17 protein-coding genes and 1 pseudogene are annotated in these 24,716 nt (G+C 35.1%); 8 read left to right on the top strand and 10 right to left on the bottom strand.

Features of this window, described 5'->3' with window-relative positions; genetic code table 11:
• Positions 1-220: 220 nt before the first annotated feature.
• From AAFX60_020050 to AAFX60_020015, 8 genes are read right to left on the bottom strand one after another with little or no spacing between them, the layout of a single operon-like run.
• The gene (locus AAFX60_020050) at positions 221-1,723 is read right to left on the bottom strand and encodes a sigma-54 dependent transcriptional regulator (GenBank protein XDF79425.1); all 1,503 of its coding nucleotides are present in this window, start codon (positions 1,721-1,723) and stop codon (positions 221-223) included.
• Positions 1,724-1,760: 37 nt separating this feature from the next.
• A complete protein-coding gene (locus tag AAFX60_020045; protein ID XDF79424.1) occupies positions 1,761-2,213 on the bottom strand; it encodes an Hpt domain-containing protein in 453 nt (150 codons plus the stop codon).
• A gap of 17 nt (positions 2,214-2,230) precedes the next feature.
• A complete protein-coding gene (locus AAFX60_020040) occupies positions 2,231-4,060 on the bottom strand; it encodes a response regulator (protein XDF79423.1) in 1,830 nt (609 codons plus the stop codon).
• Between the two features lie 27 nt (positions 4,061-4,087).
• Entirely contained in the window at positions 4,088-5,605 is a 1,518-nt protein-coding gene (locus AAFX60_020035) for a SpoIIE family protein phosphatase (protein XDF79422.1), read from the bottom strand.
• A 2-nt stretch (positions 5,606-5,607) separates the two neighbouring features.
• The gene (locus AAFX60_020030; GenBank protein ID XDF79421.1) at positions 5,608-6,294 is read right to left on the bottom strand and encodes a CpsD/CapB family tyrosine-protein kinase; all 687 of its coding nucleotides are present in this window, start codon (positions 6,292-6,294) and stop codon (positions 5,608-5,610) included.
• A 20-nt stretch (positions 6,295-6,314) separates the two neighbouring features.
• Complete coding sequence (locus AAFX60_020025) at positions 6,315-8,426, bottom strand: SLBB domain-containing protein (GenBank protein XDF79420.1); 2,112 nt, start codon at positions 8,424-8,426, stop codon at positions 6,315-6,317.
• Between the two features lie 4 nt (positions 8,427-8,430).
• Positions 8,431-9,255: an OmpA family protein gene (locus AAFX60_020020; protein XDF79419.1), complete on the bottom strand. Its 825-nt coding sequence runs from the start codon at positions 9,253-9,255 to the stop codon at positions 8,431-8,433.
• A gap of 48 nt (positions 9,256-9,303) precedes the next feature.
• Complete coding sequence (locus AAFX60_020015; protein ID XDF79418.1) at positions 9,304-9,621, bottom strand: STAS domain-containing protein; 318 nt, start codon at positions 9,619-9,621, stop codon at positions 9,304-9,306.
• Between the two features lie 414 nt (positions 9,622-10,035).
• Between AAFX60_020015 and AAFX60_020010 the strand changes: the two genes are divergently transcribed.
• Both AAFX60_020010 and AAFX60_020005 read left to right on the top strand, forming a co-directional pair.
• Positions 10,036-12,150, top strand: coding sequence for an LruC domain-containing protein (locus AAFX60_020010; protein ID XDF79417.1), 2,115 nt, complete (start codon positions 10,036-10,038; stop codon positions 12,148-12,150).
• Positions 12,151-12,165: 15 nt separating this feature from the next.
• Positions 12,166-12,633, top strand: a complete 468-nt coding sequence (locus AAFX60_020005) for a hypothetical protein (protein ID XDF79416.1) — start codon at positions 12,166-12,168, stop codon at positions 12,631-12,633.
• An 81-nt stretch (positions 12,634-12,714) separates the two neighbouring features.
• On the opposite strand, the gene AAFX60_020000 is transcribed toward AAFX60_020005, so the two are convergent.
• Positions 12,715-14,415 carry a response regulator gene (locus AAFX60_020000; GenBank protein XDF79415.1) on the bottom strand — a complete coding sequence of 567 codons (1,701 nt, stop codon included), beginning with the start codon at positions 14,413-14,415 and terminating at the stop codon, positions 12,715-12,717.
• A 9-nt stretch (positions 14,416-14,424) separates the two neighbouring features.
• The gene (locus AAFX60_019995; GenBank protein XDF79414.1) at positions 14,425-17,016 is read right to left on the bottom strand and encodes an ATP-binding protein; all 2,592 of its coding nucleotides are present in this window, start codon (positions 17,014-17,016) and stop codon (positions 14,425-14,427) included.
• A 443-nt stretch (positions 17,017-17,459) separates the two neighbouring features.
• Here AAFX60_019995 and AAFX60_019990 point away from each other — a divergent pair, with 443 nt between their 5' ends.
• The 6 genes and pseudogenes from AAFX60_019990 (at position 17,460) to AAFX60_019965 (ending at position 24,709) form a co-directional block, all read left to right on the top strand.
• A complete protein-coding gene (locus AAFX60_019990; protein XDF79413.1) occupies positions 17,460-18,344 on the top strand; it encodes a sigma-70 family RNA polymerase sigma factor in 885 nt (294 codons plus the stop codon).
• A gap of 44 nt (positions 18,345-18,388) precedes the next feature.
• A complete protein-coding gene (locus AAFX60_019985) occupies positions 18,389-19,969 on the top strand; it encodes a GGDEF domain-containing phosphodiesterase (GenBank protein XDF79412.1) in 1,581 nt (526 codons plus the stop codon).
• A gap of 136 nt (positions 19,970-20,105) precedes the next feature.
• Positions 20,106-21,725 (top strand): cellulose synthase catalytic subunit, encoded by a 1,620-nt coding sequence (locus AAFX60_019980; protein ID XDF79411.1) that lies wholly within the window; start codon positions 20,106-20,108, stop codon positions 21,723-21,725.
• Positions 21,719-21,970 carry a hypothetical protein gene (locus AAFX60_019975; protein XDF79410.1) on the top strand — a complete coding sequence of 84 codons (252 nt, stop codon included), beginning with the start codon at positions 21,719-21,721 and terminating at the stop codon, positions 21,968-21,970. The genes AAFX60_019980 and AAFX60_019975 overlap by 7 nt, the downstream gene beginning before the upstream one ends.
• Positions 21,912-23,278: pseudogene (locus tag AAFX60_019970) on the top strand (DUF3131 domain-containing protein). Before AAFX60_019975 ends, AAFX60_019970 begins: the two are co-directional and overlap by 59 nt.
• A gap of 27 nt (positions 23,279-23,305) precedes the next feature.
• Positions 23,306-24,709 carry a DUF3131 domain-containing protein gene (locus AAFX60_019965; protein XDF80167.1) on the top strand — a complete coding sequence of 468 codons (1,404 nt, stop codon included), beginning with the start codon at positions 23,306-23,308 and terminating at the stop codon, positions 24,707-24,709.
• The last annotated feature ends 7 nt before the right edge of the window (positions 24,710-24,716 follow it).

The raw sequence follows: 24,716 nt of genomic DNA, 5'->3' as shown, positions 1-24,716 counted from the left end.
GGTGGCGTGTATAGGTCAATAGAGACGAAAGTGACCCCCTAAAAAACGATAAGAAACATTCGCCTCATTAAGTAGGGCGATTAAAGGGTGGGTTGTAGGGTAACGGCATAGAAAAATCACACGTACTGAGCGTTGAAAGGACTTTATCCCTTTTGCAAGCTGTAATACGTGTGATTCGATGCCTCCAAAATCGCGGCTATCAAGCAGTAACCATATTTCATCATTCCGATTCTTCATAGGCTTCCCACGCCTGCTTTTTACGATAGAGTGTTGATGGGCTTAACTCTAAGAGAACGGCAGCATTAAGAACATTACCATCGCAATGATCGATGGCATTTTGAATGACTTCACGTTCGATATCTGCCATTGGGCGAATTACACTAGTATTAATTGCATCTGTCGCACTGGTTTCTAAAGTTTGTCCTTCAGGTGATGGGGATAGCTGTTGTTCTGTTTGATTCTGTTGAACTTCAGCGGTTTCCATATTTGTTGATAGCTGAGAAGGTGCTGTAAAAGATGGTTTAGAAGCACCGGGTGCAACTTTATTGGTTACTGGTTGATTTAATGGTGGTGGAAGGTGCTCTATTGCTACATGGGTATCATTATGTAATACCACTACATTTCGAATAATATTTTGTAGCTGACGTACGTTACCTGGCCATGAGTAATTGCATAGTCTTAATTCAACATTACGTTTTAATGCCTTAAATTTTTTATGATCTTCTTTTGCGTATTTTTTTAAGAAGAAAGTGGCAATATCAATGATATCGGTTCCACGTTCACGTAGTGGTGGCATATGAATAGGTACAACATGGACTCGGTAATATAAATCCTCTCTAAAGCGACCTTCGTTAACTTCAGTCAGTGGGTCTCGGTTCGTTGCACAAATAATGCGTATATCGGTGCTGAGTTCTTTGCTTCCACCTAGTGGAGTGAATCGTCCTGTCTGTAAGAAACGCAATAATTTTTTTTGCATTTCAAGTTCCATTTCACACAACTCATCCAAAAAGAGTGTGCCACCATTAGCTAACATGGCAGCGCCTTTACGGTCGGTGGTGGCGCCAGTGAAAGCGCCTTTTATATGACCGAAAATCTCACTTTCCATTAAATCTCTTGGTATGGCACCGCAATTGATGGCTACAAAAGGCTTATTACTGCGTTTACTTTGATAATGAATTGCCTCGGCACATACTTCTTTACCCGTACCACTTTCACCATAGATGAAAACACTAGCTGTTGTCGGAGCGACGGCATCAATGATTTTATAGACGGCCTGCATAGGTAAACTTGAGCCAATAAAACCTTGGTATTGTTTTCGATTGAAGGTGTTTTGTAAATCTTCAACTAGACCTTCTAGTTTGTTGCGTTTTAAATGGTTAGCTATGGATGTTTTTAATCGTTCTGCTTGGATTGGTTTTTCGATAAAATCATCTGCACCATTCTGTAGGAGGTTCACAGCAATATTAATTGTGCCGTGAGCGGTTGCAATGATAACAGCGGTAGGTAGTTGTTTTTCTTTCATCCATGCGAGTACATCCTGCCCAGACATATCTGGCAGTTTCAAATCGAGAATCACCAAATGTGGTGGATTCTTTTCCATAAATGCCTTCGCTTGCTCCCCTGTAGTAACGTGAAAGAATTCATAAGGTTCATCTTTCACATATTGTTTATAGAGGATAGCCAGAGAAGTGGAGTCTTCGACTAATAATACTTTTTGTAGCATAAGTAACATCCTGTTTTACCTAGCAAATTTTATTCTTTTATTTTGAAAAACCTTGTTTATTTCTTTGTTCAAGTGCATCGAGTGAAAGTGTCGCTAAATCAGGGAGATGTGCTGCTTTTTCTAACGCATCATCAAATTGTTGATTAATACAATGAATTTCAATTTCTCTTGCAAGCGTAGATAAGGCGACGTTTCCAAGCGTTAATGCACTGCTTCCTAATGTATGCGACTCAAACTCTAATGCATATAAATCTTTATTTTTTGCTGCATTGGAGATAGTTTCTACTCGTTCTTTTGATTCAATAATATAAAAACGGATTAGTTCAGGCATGACACTCGCATCTGTGTCAGTAATGATTTGCTGAATTATCTGTTCATCTACTAATAATAGCTCATTATCCATATTTTTAGGTTCTTCGGTTGATTCATTAAACTCACATAGGTCACATTCTTGGCAAAATGAAGGGTCTTGTTTGCTCTCTTTAAACAAATACTTAGCTAGGCATTCTAATAAATTACTTCGATTAAAGGTTTAGAAAGATAATCGGTCATTCCAGCTTCTATAAATCGTTCTTTATCACCAGATAGGGCATGAGCTGTGAGTGCGATGATAGGCATGTGTTTATGTGCATCTGAAAGTGATCGAATTTTTTTTGTTGCTGTCATTCCATCCATTTCAGGCATGGATATATCCATAAAAATAAGATCGTATTGGGTATTAATTGCTTTTGTTATCGCTTCTTTACCATTTTGAGCAATATCAATTGAGTAACCTGCATAATTTAATGTGTTTTTAATGACAATTTGATTCGCATGATTATCTTCAACTACAAGAATATTAGCATCAGAGAACACACAGGCTTTTTGCTGCTCAACATCTCTTTGTTGTTCTATTTTTTCATTTGATAATAGACGGTTAATTTCTTCTGGTGTGGCTTTATCTAATTTAATATTGAAAGAGAACTCACTGCCCAAACCATATTGGCTGTTCACTGTAATAGTGCCATCCATCATATGGACTAAGCGTTGACAGATAGCTAACCCTAAACCAGACCCCTCATGAGTTCGAGAAAAGCTGTTATCTGCCATAGTAAACTCGTCAAATAGATATTTTAATTGTTCTTGCTGTATACCAATGCCTGAATCTTGGACTGAGCAGTGTAGTTGGATTCGTCCTTCATGCTCTTCGGCATTAACTAATATTTGAACCTGCCCATCATCAGTGAACTTTAAGCTGTTACCAACCAAATTTAATAATATTTGACGTAATCGGTGAGCATCGCCTTGAACATAGGATGGAACATTATCAGCAATAGCTAATGACAGTTCTAATTGCTTATTTTGTGCTTGTGGATGAAAAGTTTTGAGTACACTATTTAAACTTTTATGTATGTTAAAGGTTTGATTTTCAAGGTAGAAGGTGTTGGCTTCCATGCGTGAGAAATCGAGAATATCATTAATTATTGAAAGTAACAGTTCACTTGAATCTGTTGCGGTATTAACAAGCTCTTTTTGATTTGGTTTTAAGGTTATGTCTTTTAAAATCGCGAGTAAACCTAGGACAGCATTCATAGGTGTTCGTATTTCGTGACTCATGGAAGCTAAAAATCGACTTTTACTTTTATTGGCTGCTTCTGCTTCATTTCTGGCTTGCTGTAGATCTTGATAGTTTTGCTCAAGCTTTAAAGACATGGTATTAAATGCTTGTGCTACATCACCTAAATCTCCGGTAGATGATATATCAACTTGTGCTCCAGGACCTTGACTAGCAACGGTGTTAACGGCTTTTTTTAGTTTATGGAGATTGCGGGTTAGGGCGTTACCAAGTAAAAACGAAAGCCCAATAACAAAAATAAGTTCAATGGATGCGATAGCATATATCCATGATTTAGCTTGAGAAAGGAAAGTGTTTTCACCATGAGTACCAAATCCGATTTCTACTTTCCCTAATGTTTTATCATTGGTGATTATTGGTAAAATGACGTCATAAGTACCATCTGACGCATTATGAAGAATTGAGGAGTTTGGGTTGGCTACTTCATGTAATTTCGGCCCACCTTCAACAATTAAGCTTCCATCTTCACGAAAAATACGAATATAACAAATTTTTTCTAACGCGATAAAATCATCCATTAAGGAAGCTACCTTATCGTATTGATTATTGAGTATGGAATCTTTTATTGCATTGGAGAACATATGCACAGATGCATTGGCTCTTGCTATTAATCTTTGCTCATTAGAATCTGAAATAAATTTTACAGAACTAAATACTAAGATCAGTAACATGATGCACTGAATAATAGAGATACCAATGATCGTTTTAAGTCGAAATGTCATAGTTAGCTCCTTTGCAATGTTTGCTTTTTATTGATTCTCAATTAACAGCAATAATGCATCGTCATTGGGTGGCGTCCCCGCTAGAGCATCAAAAGTTTTTATTATCTGGTTGATAGCTTGCTCTATTGGTAAATGTAGTGTTTCTATTAACTGTTTTTTTATGGCCTTCTCTAAGGTATCTCGTTCAGAAATAGTGTCACCTGATTCAAATAACCCATCAGTAAATAATGCTAAACGTTCTCCATACTTCATTGATATTGTGGTTTCTTTATAATGAGTTGTAGGGAGCAATCCTGGAAGTGTCCCCTCAATTTCGATAATGTTAATTCCCCTTGGTGTTATGTGGAGAGGTTTTGGATGTCCAGCGCTACTTATTTTTATCGTATCATCACCAATAAAACTTAAGCAACATGTGGTTAACATTGTTTGTGATAGAAGTTGGTCTTTAAATGCATTATTTGAAAGTTGAGATAAAAGTTGCGATGGTTGTGTGAGGTCTGCATGTTGCATTAGGCCTCGCACATAACCTGCATAAGCGTAAGCAAAGAATTTGGCACTTTCATCGTGTCCCATTACATCAGCAAGAAGCAGTAGAGTGTTATTATTGTTAGCTCTGGATAAAGTAAAATCTCCACCGCCTTGACCTGCGGTTCTTTGCTGTGTGATCAGCTTCCATTTATCAGAGTGTGCCTCAACTTGTGGTAATAGAGTATGGGCGATTTTTTGATTAAGTTGTTCTGATAGTGCGTGATAGACCTGGTGGAAACGGCCTAATACACGAGTAATAGAGTATATTAATTGTGTTTTTTGTACGGGTTTTTGCAGAAAATCATCAATGCCTAATTCGGCAGCACAATTGACGGTATTTGTATCTTGTAAATTAGAAAGGAAAATAAACGGAATTGAAAAGTTATTCTCTTTTTCTAGTTGCGTTCTTAGCTCTAAACCACTCATTTCAGGCATTTGAATATCTGAGATAATTAAATCAACGGTGTTATGCTGTAGAAATTGCAGCGCTTCTCTGCCATTGGTTGTTGCTGTTATTGAAAAATTGGATTTAAGATACGCCTGAAGTAACTTTGATTGAATTGCATCGTCTTCAACAATTAAGATATGAGGGTGTTTATGGGAAGGGGAACGCTCCCATAATAGGCTTAATGTATTGTTCTCTATTGTCGATTTGTATCTAATATCATCAGTTTGATCTTGAATGATATCAATCCCTCGCCCGCCACATTTTAATGAAAATTCACTGAGTTCGGATTCTTTATGCTGTTCAGTTGGATCCCAAGGTATACCATCATCAATAATGTCTATTTGCCAGTGACTATTGCTTTTTCGCAGAGTTAGGCTGATGTTTTTACTTGGTTGAATAGGGTGTAAAACTAGATTGGTGCTCCATTCAGAAAAGCACAATAAGCATTGATTCAATACGGTCGTATTTATTTCAAGATTTTTAAGAATTTTAGATAACGATTGGCGCAACACTCTCACCGACTCTAGTGATGTGGGCTTTGTATCTGAAAAAAGTAAAGTAGAATTCATGATTACACCACTGTTGATAAAAATCGGTTTCTTTGGACTATTGCGATAAGTCTAGTTGATATTTTTTTTGGTAAAAAAGATAAACGTTGGATTTCTCTACAAATTTCATTTTTTAAACTTGGTTGGTATTTATCATTAAAAACATGACCAATAATATTTGCGTTGTGATGTTCTAGCTTTTCTAGTGCATCTTTAAATTCGGTTTGAAGTGTTTGACCAGACAAAATAACCATAAGGGTACTTTCACAACAGCCAGCAATAGTTTGAGCTGGAATATTGTTGGTATTGAGTTGTGAAACAGATGAAGCATCAATAATGACTTTATCGAACTCTTTTAACCAAGTATCAATTCGCTTTTTCAAGTTTTTGGGTTGACGCAATTCGACGATTTCCGCTTTATTTGTGGGCACAGCAAGACCTGAAAGCACGACACTATTGTGTTGAGAGAAAGTCAGATAATGAGAGTTTGTTTCAGCTACATCGGTATCGTTTGGTATAAATGACAGTGGTATTAAACTTGGATTTTGAAGATTAAGATCAACCAATAGTGTTCGATAGCCAGCAAGTAAGTGTCGCTCAGTTAATGCTTGAGCCAATGAACTTACTCCTTCACCAGAATTGGTTGATGTAATGCAAAGTGAACGGCTATCTTGTTGCTCTAATTGCAAAAAGATTTGTTCAATTTCCATATGGCACGATGGGATCCTCATTATAATGCTCCTATCAAGGCAATGGTTGCGACAACTTGGAAAACATCTTTCATTACAACACGTACTTGCTCCATTGTGCTTTCGTCTTTATTTGGAATATATACGGTATCGCCAGCTCTTAGTACGGGAATGCTTCTAAAATCAGCAGTACGACTGAACTCAACAAGGTCAAAGGTTCTTGCTTGTCCTTCATTCAATGAATGGTTTACCACACTGATTTTTTCAAGATAAGCCACATCACTAGGACCTCCGGCTTCTGCTAATAGGTCAAGTAATGTCATTGAATCATTAAAACGATAGCGACCGGGTTTATTGATGGCTCCTAGCACACGAATGGTGGTTTCTTTACTTTCATCGACCCAAATACGATTTTTTTCAGGAATATAAATGGTGTCACCTGTTTTTACTTTTGGTAGTAGGGATTCATCACCCGTTTCAAAATATAAAGCTAGATTTAGTTTACTTACACGAGCATAACTTTTATCTCTGTGAGTAATTCGAATATTGTGAATATCGGCATCCATGGTTGGGCCATCAGCCGCCGATAAGATATCTAGGAAATGCATATCATTGGTAAAACGATAGCGGCCCGCAGCATTTACTTGGCCAAAGACATAAATTGAGCTATCAGAACTTTGACGTACCCATTGTGATTTGTTGTCTGATGGATCTTGAGGTAAATCGTGAACTCGAATAGTCGCGCCTGCACGAATGGTTGGTAGTGCTGAATCGGGTTTTCCTTTTGATATAAATGAATCTAAGTTAAAGGTATAAACATGATTCTTACCGCTTGCATCTGGAGTTACAATTTCAATTCTTGTGGTATCTCCACGTAGAGTTGGACCACCTACATGCGCCAGTAAATCTAAAAATGACATTTCATCTGACCATTCAATTCGTCCTGGGTGTTGTACTTCTCCTAGGACACGAACGGCACGGCTAGGCGCAATTTTTAACCATGATTTTTCGTTCATATCGGTTTTTTCAGGAACAAAAATCGCATCACCGGCAGCAATTGCTGGAGGTCGTTGATAGTTTGTACCTTCGGTGTAACCTGATAAATCAAAATTAATCACCGCCCCATTGGCTTTAATTACTCGGATTTGACGAGATTCAGCAAAACGTGTTGGGCCTCCAGCATTGGCTAAGATATCCATAAACGTTGCGCCTTTCTTCCCTTCAAAAGCACCGGGTTTTGCGACTTCACCCATGACATACACCATATTAGAGCCTGATTTAATTTCTTCTTCTTGTTTAGGTACGAAAATGGTTGAGCCAACTTCTAATGGTGGTAATAGATTAGAATCCCCAGTATCTAAATAACGCTTAAGGTTAAACAAGGCTGGTTGGTTTTTAGAGATTACTCGAATTTGTTCGACACCTGCGTAGCGAGTTACACCACCCGCTCTCATTAGAACATCAACAAGGTTACTGCCATCTTTATATGAAAAAGTACCCGGAGAATTTACCTCACCAAATACTTTGATTGCTTTCTTTCCATCGGCAGCGTCACCAGCTTGGGATAATTTTGCTGGGTCAAATTCTTGTTCAATATTACCAACCATAGGAGAAGCTGGGATAAATAAGGTATCTAATGATTGCAGAGTGGGTAGAAGGGCTTGATCACCTGAATCTAAGAACGCCTTATAGTTAAAGGTCGTTACTTTGTTTGAACGACGCAGTTGTAGACGGTTAAGTTGAGCACCAGAACGTAAACCACCTGCTGCGTAAAGTGCCAGTTGTACTGAGTCGCCATCAGACAGTGTATATTCACCTGGTTGTTTTACATATCCTTGAATATTCACAATCAGCTGACGTTTACTGATAAACACTTGTAGATTAGTTAAGTCTTGTAAAATGGTTTTTAAATTTAATGTTACTGTTGAAACCATTTGTGCTTCGGTTTTGCCTACCACTGAGATTGGTCCAATTTCAGGTAAAATTAAGCGTCCTTGTTTATCGACCTGAAAACCTTTATTTAATGAGTCCTCACCGGGCAGCATGATTGAAATGATATCGCCCACACGAACTACATCCTTCTTCTCTTTCGCTTGAGAAACAGAAAGGGGAGACAGCATTACTATGATAAGTAGAACTTGAATAATACGCATGTTCTTAGCCCTCATTGTGTGATGGTTTTTCAAGCATTAGTGGTTGATCGAGTTGTAATAGCTCGATAGTTACTCGGCGATTGGTTAGGCGTACATGAGGCTCAGTACCGCTTAGGTAAGGATCATTTGAGCCGACTGAATCAACATGGATTCGTTGTTGCGAAAGACCAAAAATACTTAAGTAACGTTTTACTTGTTTGGCACGCTCAAGAGCTAGGTTCTGATTCGCATCTTCTTCACCTAACGCATCAGCATGGCCTGTAATAAGCAATTTAAAGTCTTTATGTTGATTTAGTAATTGTGACGCTTCTGATAGATTAACAATGTATTTAGGGTTTAATTCCGCGGAATTAAAAGCAAATTGATTGTCTCGATTTAATAAGTCATGAATCTTTTGAGCTAACTCAATGTCTGAGTTTCCATTGTTTGAATCTGTCGGTGGTTGACAGGTTTCTTGGCGTTTCACGTAATCTAACTGGCGCTCTAATCGTTTTAGCAAGTTACGTTGAATAACCAAGTCATTTGCCGCATCCAGTTGTAAACCTCCTTCTAATTCTCGTGCAATACGAGCTTCATTTTGTTTCGCTTGATGCACGGTCGCAGGAAAACACCATTCTGCTTTTTCTAGAATCAGAATATCTAGGTGGCGAGCTGCTAATTCCCAATCAAATCTAAGTCCATGCTCAGGTCCAAGAGGTTGATCTGGCATGACAGGGCTAAAAGCCGCTTGTGGGTAATTTTCAGCTTCTCCACCTTTGCCTGGTTCAGCAAAAGATGTACAACCAGACACAGAAAGTAATCCAAAAACTAATCCTAATATTTTTTTCATTTTATAACTCTCCATGTGTCATACAGTTAAAATGGTGTTTTGCACTAATTAATGCGTTGTTTTATTAACAGGAATTGCGTTTTCAATACGTAGAAGTTTTAGTAACTCTAGTGGCTGACCATGTGCATTTTTAATCTGCATAGTACGATCTTTCTCTATAAGTCGTTTATATAGATAAACAATAGCGCCAATACCTGATGAATCTAAAAAGGCTACGTGTGATAAATCGATTTGAACTTGATGATGTTCTTGTTCAATCACGCTATCGATGGATGGTTGAATATCTCTACAACCGATGGCGTCCATATCACCTTGAACTGATAGCACCAAAATATCTGCATTTGATTCGAATTGATGTAGTTCCATAATAAGCTCCTAGGGAATAATCCTCGTTGTTTCGATAAAGTTACTAGAGCAGTATGCGTGCCAAAAATTTAGTCTTTATTTATCAATAAGTTAATTTTTGTTAGCCTTTGTTTTATTTTTTTTTGCGATGTATTCTCAATTTGCAATGCAGTTTGCAGAATGAGAATCGACTTAAGAGCAGATAGGTAAAGAGATAAAAATGAGGTCGTTTTTGATACGCCTATTTTGAATAAAATAAGATGAATTTACTGTGCGTTTTTATTTATTAAAATGAAATTAATTGAGTGCAAACTGATTGTCAGAATAAAAAAACAGAGGTTGGGTGATTTAAAGTTCTTTAAAAACAATGGGTTATTTCTGGCATGTCTTTTGAATGGTTATAAAAAGTAACACCATAACTATAAGGAAGAAGCTATGTATCAATTTTTTAAGATAACAATGCTAATACTTTTATTAGTCAGCTCAAAAGTGTTTGCTGTTGCTTTTGATTCGTGTCCAAGTAAGGCGTATTTATTTCAAGGTAAACCTGTGTCTGTCTATGGTATTAATTTAGTTACCGGGACTAATAGTCTTTTGCAAGATGATACGGGATTATCTTCTAATATAAATGGGGTTGGTTTTAATGAGACTGACCGATATATTTATGGCTTTGATACTACGAATTATAACGTGGTTCGGTTAGGGCAAAACTTTCAAGCAACGACGTTAAATGTAAATGGATTACCTTCGAATAAAACATTTTATGTCGGTGATGTATATGACCATCACTACTATGTATATCGTAGTGGAACGGGGTTATATAAGATCGATCTATCTCCTTTAGATTCGAATGTGAACTCCACTCTAACTGCACAATTAATTACTTCAACGGCGTCGGTATCATTAACGGATTTTGCTTTTCATCCAAGTAACAGTCGTTTATATGGTGTAGATAATGGTAGCGGTGGGTTATATGAATTCGATATCAATACAGGAGTTGCTACTTATATTGGTGACACCGGTGAATTAGGCACCTTTGGTGCTATGTATTTTGATGTGGATGGTTATTTATATTTATCACGTAACCAAGACGGTCAAATTTATCGAGTGAATTTATCTACTCAAGCGATCATTGATTCAGGTGTTGTTCCTGCAATCAAGTTTGCTGACGGTCCTTATTCTAACCAAAATGATGGTGCCCGTTGTGCTAATGCACCTCTTATTGATACAGATGAACCAGCTACGATTGATTTCGGTGATGCTCCAGATACAAACTATGGAACAACATTAGCTTCCAATGGTGCTCGTCATGAAATGGATGGAGTAACATGGTTAGGAGCTTCAGTAGATGGTGATTATTACGCAGCACAGTCTCCAGATTCAGATGATTCAATTACCAGTGATGATGAAGATGGTGTGGGTTTTGTTACTGCTTTAGAACCGGGACTTGATTCTGTTATTACGGTAAGTGCATCAACAACTGGTTATTTATCAGCTTGGTTCGATTGGAATGATGATGGTGATTTTTCTGATGATGGTGAACAAGTTATTACAGATAAAGCTCTAGTAGCCGGTAGTAATAATTTAGTTATCAGTGTGCCATTTGGCGCTACGGTTGGTGAAACTTGGTCAAGATTCCGTTTTAGTCAACAAACAGGATTAGCTTATTATGGTGGCTCAACTTCAGGTGAAGTAGAGGATCATGTCGTTACTATCGTTGACGCTAATACATCACAGCGTCATTTTCCTTCAGCAGACGGCTACGTAACGATTGCTTATGAGGATAATTGGCCTGAGACTGCTGATTACGATATGAATGATATGGTTTTGAGATATCGAATCACTGAAACATTAAAAGATGGTGATGTTGCTAAAGTGAGTATTAGTGGCCAGTTAGTTGCTGTTGGGGCAAGTTATCATAGTGGTTTTGCTGTACGATTAGCCGGTATTGATGCAACTAATATCGACTCAGATAAGACACGCTTATATTACAATTCAGTGTTGCAAGATGGTGATGTTCAAGAATCAGGAATGACAGAAGCAAGCTTTATTGTGATCAATGATGCAATTGAAGTATCGAGCTACAGTTGTTATTTCTATAGAACATTAGATGATTGCCGAGAGGATGTCGGTGTTGAGTTTGAGTTACATTTTAGTCTTGTGACTCCAGTTACAACTAGCAGTATGCCTGCGATGCCTTATGACCCATTCTTGTATGCGACTCCAGGTTATTACCATGGTCCAAGTTTTGCCCAAGCACCAGGTCGAAGTTATGAGGTTCACTTAGCTGACCAAGCACCAACTGAAAAATTTGATACTAATTTTTATCAGTTAGCAGAAGATACGAGTGATCCTAATACGTCTCGTTATTTTAAAACTAGCAATAATATGCCGTGGGCTCTGCTTATTTATGATGAGTGGAAATGGCCAAGAGAGCGTGTTGACCTTGTTGTTGCCTATCCTCAATTTGCAGATTACACAACATCAGGTGGTGAAACTCATACAGATTGGTATGACATAACTAATGCTATTGCGAATAAATACTATTAAGAAAAGGACGTTATTATGAAAAATATTATTTTGGATAAGATAGCTATTGTATCGATAACAGCACTGTTCTTAATGGCATGTAGTGATAGCGGAGGTTCATCATCTGGTGGGAATGCTAGTGGAAGTTCTCCAGCAGCAGATGATCAACCGGAACCAATAAGAACACAAGATCTAGTTGCTCCTGAAGGGTTTTCATTTAATCCAATAGATGATCAACGGTTAATTGTCGATTTGAGTGGTAGTTTACCATCTCGTGCACATTTATCTGTTTATTCGAGTTTTAGTGAGAAAGATGATGGAGGGTATATTGTTGATTATGGAAGTAAAATTATAGATGTGCCATTAACTAATGGGGCTGTTGATATTGAATTTGCAATTGCTGATAGCTTGAATGAAAGTGTTGTTGAAATTTGGTTATATGATGGTAGTGATCCACAACAGAAAAAGTTTGTTGTAGATGGTACTCAATGGGAATGGTATTAAATTAAAATAATCCATGTGATTATTGCAAAGCCACGTAGTACTACGTGGCTTTTTTATTTTGGTTTACGTTAATTGCTTGCGTTATCTGTTTGCAATAAATGAAGGAATATTCAATGTCGAAGGAGATTGAGATACGTGCAATGATAATTCATTATCAATATCTATATGAGCATGTAATTGTTTTAATATCGCATCTCGGCGTAGGTTTAGTTCTAAGGAAAGTGGCATTTCGTTAATTAAATCTATTGTTTTGTTTAAATTATTAGGGAGATCTTGGCTTAATTTAATAATTTTTTCTAAAAAATTAATACACAATTCAGAGGAGTAGGGATGGCGCTGTAGCTCGTTCGAGAGCTGATCAAATGTCGGTTGTTCAGTTTTAGAATCAGAAAGTTTTTCTATCGTAATGGATAATTGAGCTATAGATTGAATTAGCTCAGAATCATTTTTTAATATATTAAGACAATCTCGGCAATAGTTATCTAAATTTGTTTTTGTTTTCAATACAGTATTGACCTTGGTCATAAGCCAAAGCTCACCAAAAAAAGAAAGTAAATACATTAATTCGATCAATACAATCGTGTTGAGTTGGTGCAGGTTATCATAAAAAGAGGTGGTGGCTTTTAAGGTTAATCTTTTTGCTTTTGCTATTTGCCCCTCTTCAATTAAGCGTTTGCTTATTGAATAATTGTATAGAATATTTAGTTGCACTTTTTGTTTTTCAGTTAGACGGTATTCACAACGACGTACGAAGTTTTTTTGTTCTAAAATTAATTGTTTCTTATCTATTTCTGATGTGGTTTGTTGAATATAACTGTTAAAATAACTTAAACATTCAGATAGATACGAACACCAGCTAGGAGAAGAAATAGGTAAATGACTTGCAAGTAGGTGGCTTGCTTTTAGAAATTCACTTTTGTCATTACATATTAAAGATAGCTTTAATACGGATAAGGATCGATGTGGAGATCTTGTTGTTAGGGCTAACGCATTTAAAGCTGAGTTTAATGATTCTTCATAATGTTGAATGTTTATTTGTAATAAGCTTAAAAAATCAAACGCTTGAACGAATAATGGATGTTTTTCGCAAAGTTGTGTTGTTGCTTGTATTAAGTTAAGTGGATGCAATAATTTTTTTTCATTTTGTACTTTTAAACGCGCCAGAATGTAGTTTTTTCTATTACTAAACGTTGTTTCCTGTGTCAGTTTTAACAGAAGGTTTTTATCGTGCTCATAGAGGAAATCAATAAGAAATATGTCGAGTTCAACAATGTTTTTATGAGCAGCTATTGATACTGCTGTGGATAATAATTCGTCATATTTATGTTGTTCTAAAAGTTTATACAGCTTCTTAAAAAGCTGATATTCAGAAAAGGCATTTTGTATTTTGTTTTGCAGCGTGGCTTTATTTATTGGTTTACATAGATAGTCTCCCTGTCCTTTTGAAATCGTGCCAATAACCGTTTGTGTGGTGTTATCTCCTGATACCGTAATAACTCTTGCATAAGGAGATATAAAGCCTTTTTCCTTAAGTAGATCGTGTAATTCTGAGCCATTAATCGCTTGTTCAAGATGAAAATCAATGAAGAGTAATGCGTATCTTTTTTTTGCACAGCATTTTATGGCATCTTGATATGAGTAAGCTTTATCTATTTGTGTAAAACCAAGTTGTTTAACTAACTGAAATAAATACATGGACGATATTTGGCAGTCATCGACGATAAGTATATCGAAGTTTGACAGATTGAGAGTACCCGATGTTGGATTAAAAGCCGAAGTCATGCGTTATCCTTATTTTATCGTCATGATTTTTTCTAATAAAATCTCTTTTTTGAAAGGTTTTGCTATAAAATCATCCATCCCTGATTCATAGCATTTTGATATATCTTGATCTAGGATACTGGCAGTTAAAGCGATGATAGGTATTTTCTTCCTATTTTGCGCTTTTTCTACTTTTCTAATTTCTTTTGTTGCTGTAAATCCATCTTTTATAGGCATCATACAATCCATAAGAATGATGTTGTATGCTTTGCTATCTGTGAATTTTTCAACAGCTTCTTGTCCATTACTTGCTATATCAAAAGTGTATCCTGAGTTACCAAGAAATAACGACGCTACTTTTTGATTTACAAGGTTATCTTCAACAATAAGGATATGCTCTTTGCTTAACTCTTTTTTTCTCTTTAATTTCTTTGAATTTAAAGAAGCCGGATGAAGTATATTGTTGATAGATTCTAGATTTTCTAAATGAATACTTAGTGAGTTTTCTAAGGTTTTAATAAAACGGTGTCCTAATATAGGGAACGTTACTAAGCCATCAATAATAGAATCAAGCGTATTGATACGGCTTTTGTGTTTTTGAACAAGAACTAAAGGTGTATTTAAATTTTGATTGTGAATTCTGATTAGTTTATCTCGACAGTTTTCTTCTAAGCAGCTAGTAACGCAATATAAGATAATCGCTTTACTGCTATCAAAAATCGTGATTTTGTCGGATGTATCTTTAACTATGATATTTTTAATTTGGTAGCGATGTAATTCTTGAGTTAATTGTTTAGACAATCCTGAGTTATCATCAACTAATATAATCGTTCGTTGTTTAAGCTTTTCTGGTATTTGAAATTTTTTATTAATAAAATCAGTTTTTATGCGGAAAGAAAAGCAACTCCCTTTTTCTGGTTCTGACTCTATGTCTAATTTTCCTCCCATTAATTCAATAAGTTGATTGGTGATTGTTAACCCTAATCCGGTACCACCAAAACGTCTAGTGATTGAGCTATCGCCTTGTATGAATGGGTTGATAATATTTTCTTTTACATTGGTATTTATACCGATGCCAGAGTCTTTGACAGAAATGGTTAAGTTTCCTTTATTCGCCATTAAATGTGAGAACTCTATCGAAATAGAAATAAACCCTTTTGATGTAAATTTCATCGCATTAGACGTTAAATTCATTAAAACTTGTTTGATTCTATGTTCATCCAGATTTAGATAGTTTGGAACATCAGGAGAAATAAAAACGTGTAAATCTAGATTCTTTTCGGTTGCTTTTGCTATATCAACGGAAAGAGTATCGAATATAATTTCACGTATGTTGCTAGGTTGAGTATAAATTGCAAAATTTCCTGCTTCAATTTTTGATAAGTCTAAAATATCGTTAATTAAAATTAGTAAGGTTTGTGATGACGTTTCTATTGTATTTAGGTAATCCAGTTGAATTGGGGTGAGTTTAGTTTCAGCTAACACGCTCGACATTCCTATAATTCCATTGAGTGGAGTTCTTATCTCGTGTGACATATTTGCAAGGAATGTTGTTTTTGCATGGTTGGAGTTCTCTGCTTCTTCTTTAGCAGAAATTAATGTTTCTTCACTTAAGCGACGTTTAGCTATTAACTTATTTATTTTCTTTGAAAAGAAAGATAGTTCATCATTTCCATCTATAGGTAACTTCATACTGTAATTATGACTTCTTTCTATTTTACACATTGATGAATATATTAATTTTAAATAGGAGCGGATTCGTACTGATAGAGATAAACCAATAACTGAAATGAACAAAAAAATAGAAATTAGTAAAATAACCTGACCAGTAGCAATAAGCTGTTGGTTCTTTAATTCGCTTATGATCTCTTGCGTTAACTCTGTTAAGGTAGTGTTTACTGCTGTTTTCGTAAGAGATAAATAGTTATCAATATTTATTTGAGATGGTGATTTTGCCGTGAATGATTTTTTCAACTCTTGAAGGTCTAAATTGAAGTTTTTTATTTGAATCAGTTCTTTTGCGTATAGTTGCTGCTGGTAATGGAGACGATCAATTTGTTTTTCAAACTGTTGAGATGGTAACAGAGTGCTTAGTTGAGTGTACCAATTTTCATTTAAGGTCCAATAATTGATTAGTTCTAATCGATGTAGTAAAGCTAGTTTTTGATTAATGCTAATGAAAGGAATAACGGTGTTTTTTTTCGCTAAAATATTATACACATTACTGATATTGTTCATTTGTAATTCAGAGCGATTTATGATGTCGCTTAGCGAACTTTTCTCATTAGTAATGCGCTCTAATTTGTTTATAGCACTATGCAATTCTGATGAGTCTGCATCTGTCGTTTGGAGTAGCATATTATTTATATAAATATCACTATCTGTTTTTATTGTTGAATTGTTTTCACTAAGCAATAGATTTTCTCGTTCAAAATGCATTGAATTCGTATAGGAAAATAATAATCTATTTAACTCTAAATTCTTTTTAAGAATGTTTAGAGTATTAATGTTTTTTATCTGATGATGTATTTCTTTACTTAAAAATAAGCATAGAATAAGTAAGGGAATAAAAGTAATGGTTAGAACCCTTGATTTTATAGAAAAACGATTCAGTAGCGCCATAAACAATCCTTGTTTCTAAGAGACCAAATGCAGACCTATGATCAAAGCATAGGATAAAAAAATCGAAAAACAGATAATTATCTTTTGTTTTTATCTGAAATTTATTGTTATAAATATCAATTATTAGTTTATTTTAAAGACTCTAAGACAAACAGTAAGTTTCTATCTTAAAAGACGTTTGAATGTAAATGTTATTTTATCGTTTCTATTTATGGTGATGTTTTTATTGTCTATCTTGTAAATAAGTCAGTGTCAATATATTGTCGTCTTAATTCTGAGAATGAATATTAATTAGTTGTGATCGTGGCAACAATTCTTTCTTTTTTTTAATGAAAAATAGTTTACGGTATTGCCGCTTGTTAGGGTTTGTACCATAGTTTATTCACAACTGAAAAAACAGTTGATAACAATAAATATAAAACAGCTAGGTACAAGGATATGTTATGGCTTATGCAAAGTTAGATATGAAAGCCTGTGAAGAACAGGATCTAAAAGATTCTTATTCAATATATTTGAAAGAGATAAATCGTTATCAATTACTTACAGCAAAAGAGGAATTGATTTATAGCAGACTTTATAAAAAAGGGGATATATCGGCGAGGAATAAATTAATCGAATCTAATTTAAGACTTGTTGTTAAAGTTGCTAATAAATATCGAACAAGGAATCAAACAGATTTAGCCATTTTAGATATTATCGAAGAAGGCAATTTAGGTTTGATTAAGGCGATAGAAAAATTTAACCCAGAATTAGGCTATCGTTTTTCAACCTATGCGGTATGGTGGATTAGAGAATCGATTGAGAGTGCGCTTTTCAATCATTCTAGAACGGTTCGTCTTCCTGTTCATATAACAAAAGAGTTAAATATTTACCTGAGAGCTGCTCGTGAATTATCTAAATCGTTAAAGCGTGAACCTTCGATCAGGGATATTTCTTCTTATTGTGAAGAAGAACAAATTAAAGTAAATAAAATTATAAGCTTAATACCAAGTCAACTTACTTGCCATTCAGCCAGTAGTGATGAAACACCACCTAAATTTCTTGAGCTTTCTTCGAAAGATAGAGCTTTGGAACCTGACAGTTCTTTATCTCAAGATAATTTAGATAAGAATTTATCTTCTTGGATTGATTCACTAAATTATAGAGAAAAAGAAATTATTATTAATAGATATGGGTTGTTTGGATGTAAAGTTAAGACGCTAGAAGACTTAGGTAGAGATTTGGATTTATCAAAGGAAAGAGTAAGACAAATACAATCAGAAACACTCATTAAATTGAATACTATCTTTAAGAAAAATAAGTTGGATTTAGAAATAGCTTTAGGGTAGTACTATTCTTTTTAATGTCATAGATATGTTGAGGTTGTATTTGTATGGATAATGACGTTATCTTAAAATTATTGTTGTTTGCCAATGTTGTATCTTTGGTTTTATTATCTAAAGGTATTTATGATATTATAAAAAATAATGAGTTATCAAAGAAGATATTAATATCTATATTGCTTCTTATTTATTTTATAGGATTTATTTATATTGAAAACTCTCTTTTGGAAAAAGGGGTTAAAAATTATATAGACTTATCAATGCTAATTAGTGTTACATTTTTAACACAATTAGCATTTGTCTGTATATTAGTGACAAATAAAATAAATCAGAATGTTCAAACACAAGATCATAGCAATGTTATCACTAATAAATCAAGAGTTTACCGAGCTGTGATTGAAGGTAGAATTGAAAATCGCATTCCATTTAACCTTACTAAAATTAAAATTCAGAATCATAGAGCTTTGATTGAATACTCTTCTGATAGAACATTTAATAGTATATTATCCTATGCATCTTTAATCGTTAAAAAACATCGTAATGATCCTAATGTATCAATTTTTTATGATAATAATGAGATATTGATTATTGGTAATTTAACGAATAAAGATAAAATAAATAGTATAGCTTTAGATGTATATGAATTGCTCATCCAACCAATTAAAATGAAAGGGAAAAATTTCATACTTCAACCAATTATAGGCAATGTGATTTACTCTGATGATATAGATAGCGTAGATGAGATGCTTAAACGAGTTGATATTGCTTGTTATAAGGCTAAGAAATTAGGTTTGGTTATAGACTTTTATTCAGAAAATTATGCACAATCTATTAATGATGAAGTTGATATCTTAAGTAAATTAGTTCATGCGATTCCGAATAAAGAATTTGAGCTGTACTATCAACCAATCGTCAATAGCATGGATAAAACTCTACATGGTTATGAAGCATTGATTCGTTGGCCACAAAAAGACGGAAGCATGATTCCTCCTGATAAATTTATTTCGATTGCAGAAAAAAACAATTATATCAAAGGGATAACGAAATGGGTTGTGAGCCAAGTTACTTCAGATATTATTAGATTAAAAAATGACAATTTAAATTTCCAAGTTCATCTAAATATATCAACGTTAGATTTATATGACGATGATTTGTATAACCAATTGTTTGATATGGTAGCCAATAAGCATCTTGAGCCATCTAGTATGATCTTAGAAATAACAGAAAGTGCTTTAATGTCAGATGTTGATGCCGCCTATCTAATGTTATCTAAATTATCAGAGTTAGGTTTTTACATCAGCATTGATGATTTTGGTACAGGATATTCCTCTTTATCTTTATTAAGAGTCTTGGCATTTAATCAAATTAAAATTGATCAATCTTTTATTCGAAATATGGCCATTGGCAATAGTGATTATGCAATTGTAGCGTCAACGATTTATCTTGCTCATAGCTTAGGGTGTAATGTGGTTGCTGAAGGTGTTGAAGATGAACACTTATTCTGCGAGTTGCAAGAGCTAGGTTGTGATTACGTACAAGGGTATTACATCAGTAAACCTCAATCTATTGATAATATTATAAATTGGTCATTAAAGTTAATTGAAAGAGAAAAATTATCAGCTATTGCTTAGATATATAAAAAAGATACTTTGTTTGAGTTAAAAACATTTTTTTAATTACATTTTTGCTCTTTTCTATCCTAAGTTGTTTGTATTAGCTATTTCGATTTTTTAATGCTGGTTACCATATTCATCTTGGAGAAAATAAATGGATTTTTACTTTAGTAAATATGAAGATAGAAGCCCTCCCGAACCTGTCCCTCACAGTCATTTTCGTGAATTAACTTATCAATATTTGGCAACATGTAATTTAACCTTGGGTATCTGGTATTTATGGTGGCGTTGGAGCTTTGCTCTTAACTACGATGCATTATGGTTTTCTTTGCCTTTAGCTTTTGCAGAATCGTGTGCTTTTATTGGCTCGGTCTTATTTACTTTCAATCTTTGGAAAACTCAGGATGAACCAAGAAAGCCCGCTCCATATAAAATAAAAGAATGTGTTCTTGAAACTGATGAAAATAGACCAATTAGTGTGGATGTTTTTTTCCCTTCTTATGATGAAGAACCTGAATTGGTAAAATTGAGTATACTTGATGCTCAAAAGATAACGTATCCTCATGATATTGATATTAAAATCTTTATTCTTGATGATGGTAAACGTGAAGAAATGGCTAAATTAGCTGAAGAAATGAATATCGGATATATTACTCGAGAAGGTAATACAGGATTTAAAGCCGGAAATTTACGAAACGCAATGGAACAAACCTACGGTGATTTTGTTGTTATCTGTGATGCAGACACAAGACCATTTCCAACGATTTTAGAACACACCTTAGGGTACTTTAGAGATCCAGATGTTGCATGGGTACAAACTCCTCAATGGTTCTTTGATATACCTGAAGGTGAAAGACTACCGCAATTTATGCAGCGTAAATTGGGAAATTGGTCTGCATGTATTGGTCGAGGCATAGAAAAAATATATGGGCCGGTGACATTAGGTGAAGATCCTTTTGTTAATGATCCACAAATGTTTTATGACGTAATACAACGTCGTAGAAATTGGGCTAATGCATCGTTTTGCTGTGGAGCTGGCTCCATACATCGACGAGAAGCGGTCATGGAAGCTGCGCTTCGTAGTTATAGTGAGCAAATCATAAAAGAACAATCTGAAATAGAAAAACAGATTAGAAAAATGACAAAGGAAAAGGTCGTTGATAAAGATGTTTCGGATAATTTGAAACAAGAGATCTTTATTGATACTGAATTCACTCCGTATAAGTTCCACGTGTCTGAAGATTTATATACTTCTTTAGTTTTGCATTCAGATTCAGAGCGTAATTGGCGGTCTGTTTTACATCCTCAAGTCGAAAGTAAAATGTTGTCCCCACAAGATTTACAGACGTGGACAGTACAACGGTTTAAATATTCAGGCGGCTCGATTGATATTTTCATGAATGATAATCCATTGTTTAGAAAAGGGATGAGTCTTAAACAAAAACTTATGTATGGAGCGAGTTTCTGGTCCAATTTATCGGCAATTTGGAACATCATTTTTTTACTTTGTCCTATTGTTTATTTCTTAACAAGTATTGCTCCAGTTAGCGCTTATGATGTGACCTTTTATTTGCATTTCCTACCTTTTGTTTTGACGGCTGAATTAGCAATGATGGTTGGGACATGGGAGTGGCTGGTTATAAAGGTAAAACAAATTTTTTATCTTTCTTTCCAGTTAATTTTAAAGCGCTATGGACTGTTCTTAGAGGGAAGAAAATTAGTTTTCCTACAACACCGAAAGAGAGGCAGAGTGGTAACTTTGTTAAGTTGGTGATCCCACAAATCGCTGTGTTTAGTTTGAGTTTGTTTAGCGTTGTTTACGCATGGACGGGATATTCAACTGGTGCTTATGGAAGTTATTCATTTGGTGGATTAGTACTAAATACATTTTGGATTATTAACAATATGCTGGCTATGTGGGGAATGATAGCTTCGGCATTTTGGAGTCCTAAATCAAACGATGATGAGCAACAAAATCAATCAGAACAAGGGCAAGAGGAAGTCAAATATGGAATTTAGAAAGGCATTGATAAATGCTCGCCACCATATCGTATTTATACTAGGGTTAGCGACTGCGTTGTTTATTTCATTTGCAATTGAAACTCGTGAGACGTCACAGGTTTTAGGGAATATTACTTTTGAACATGAAGAAAAAATCCCACTCAAACCTAGTCGAATATTAACTCAAGAAGAGTATCAATGGGCGAATACCGCATGGAAGTATTTCGAAAATAATTATCAAGAAAATACAGGACTTGTAAATTCAGTTGATGGTTACCCATCTACCACCATGTGGGATACGGCATCGTATTTAATGGGCTAATTTCAGCTGAAAAGTTGAATGTAATTACTGAAGATGTATTTAATATTCGTATGGAAAAGGCGCTACATACACTTGCTCGACTGCCTTTAGTCAATAATCGATTACCAAATAAAGCATATAACACGATTACATTAGAAATGGTGGATTATAGTAATAGTCCGACTCCGAATGGTATTGGTTGGTCGGCTATTGATATTGGACGAATCTTAGTACCATTTAATATTTTGATTTGGCAGTATCCAGAATTTAATAAATCGGTAAATAATGTTCTTAATGCATGGCATGTAGGTGACATGATCAAAGAGGGTTATTTATATGGAGCCCGCCTTTCTGCTACATCTGATGGATTTGAATTAGTACAAGAAGGTCGTATTGGGTATGAAGAATACGCATCTAAATCCATGTCCTTAATGGGGCGAGATGTATTTAATGCGATGAAATATATCGATTATCTAGAATTTAAAACCATTAGTGGTGTTGAGATACCAACGGACTTGCGTGATCCTGCAAAATATCATGCACATAACTATGTCGTTAGTGAGTCATATATATTAGATGGGTTAGAGTTTGGTGCTGATAGTGTATCTAAAATTTTTGCTCATCGTGTTTATCAGGCTCAAGAGAACCGTTATAGAGATACGGGAATTGTGACTGCGGTTAGTGAGGATAATTTAGATCAGGCACCATATTTTGTTTACAACACCGTTTTTTCTGATGGTAAAGAGTGGAACGCAATTACAGATACAGGTGAAGATGCATCAGAATTCAAATCACTATCTACCAAAGCTGCTTTTGGTTGGTATGCGTTATATAAAACAGATTATACCAATATATTAATTAATGAAGTGAATACACTCTACTCTGAAAAGAAAGGATGGTTTTCAGGACGTTATGAATCTGATGGTACAAAGAATAAAGCGATAACAGCTAACACAAATGGGATAGTACTTGAGTCTCTTGCGTATATCGAAAATGGCCCACTTTTAAGCGTTGGCGCTAAGTAAATCGTAGCAAGATTAAGGAGGATAATGATGCGTTATATCTCAATAGGTTTGCTGGGTTTAGTTTTGGCGGGCTGCGGAAATAAATACAACCATTTTTCTGAAGATATAGTAGAAAAAAAAGATCATTGGGTCACTCCAATGGCTCGCCAAGGTAAGTTAACCGAAAAAGAAATGGATATGGCACGTATAGCCTGGACTTATTTTGAAAATAATTATCAAGAATCTACGGGGTTGGTCAATGCGGTAAATAATTATCCTTCAGTAACATGGTGGGATGCTGCTTCGTATTTAGCTGGGATGACGAGTGCTTATGAGCTTGGAATTATAGAAAAAGAGGAGTTTGATATTCGCTTAATCAAATTTCTCACAACACTAAATACATTGGATTTATTTAAAGGTGAATTACCAAATAAAGCATATAACACTCAGAATGGAGCAAAAGTGGATTATGGTAATCAACCTGGCGAAATTGGTTACTCTGCTCTTGATTTAGGGCGTTTACTTATTTGGCTTCATATATTGAAAAATAGATATCCAGAGTTTGCAACGAGCATTGATTCGGTTGTTTTACGTTGGAATTTTTGTAATGTTGTAGATGAAAATGGAACCATGTTTGGGGCGTTATTAGAGAATGGAAAACCTGTGCAATACCTTCAAGAAGGTCGATTAGGTTACGAAGAATATGCAGCAAAAGGTTTTCAACTGTGGGGATTTGATACGACACAAGCATCAATGCCTGAGCCATATGGAACCATTAATTTATATGGTTATGACATTCCTTACGATACAAGAGACCCAAGGAAGCTGAAGGCTCACAGTTATGTAGTAACAGAAAGCTATGTATTGGATGCGATAGAACTTGGATGGGACTTAACCACAGATAAGAGTCCTCATGATACAAGTTATTCGAATGGTTGGATGGCAGAATTTGCTCTAAATATATATCGAGTACAAGAAGAGCGTTATAAGCAAACAGGGATTATTACCGCAAGAACAGAACATCAGTTAGCTGGTGCCCCTTATTTTGTTTATGACACTATTTATACAGATGGATTTGCTTGGAATACTATTTCGGAAAATGGTGAGTTTTTACCACAATACTCAGCAGTTGCAGTTAAAGGTGCGATGGGGATGTGGGCGCTGTGGGATACAGAATATACTGATTTATTATTCGATCATGTTTCTAATCTATACGATAGAAAAAAAGGTTTCTATGAAGGTATGTTTGAAAACGGAACAGGTTTAATTAACACCTTTACTTCAAATAACAATGGGATCACGTTAGAAATCTTACTTTTTAAAGAGCAAGGTAAATTATTAACATATAAAGAAAACGCCGTTCCAAGTCTATGGGAGAAAGCGCTAGAATCGCCATTTGGTTATGAAGGACAATGTTTGCCAAGAAAACCAATGAAACCTTCACGTTTATAGTTTTATT

Source organism: Aliivibrio fischeri (assembly GCA_038993745.2).
Taxonomy (GTDB): Bacteria; Pseudomonadota; Gammaproteobacteria; order Enterobacterales; family Vibrionaceae; genus Aliivibrio; species Aliivibrio fischeri_B.
Note: the sequence above shows the minus strand (reverse complement) of the source record. Positions and strands in the feature narration are given on the sequence as shown.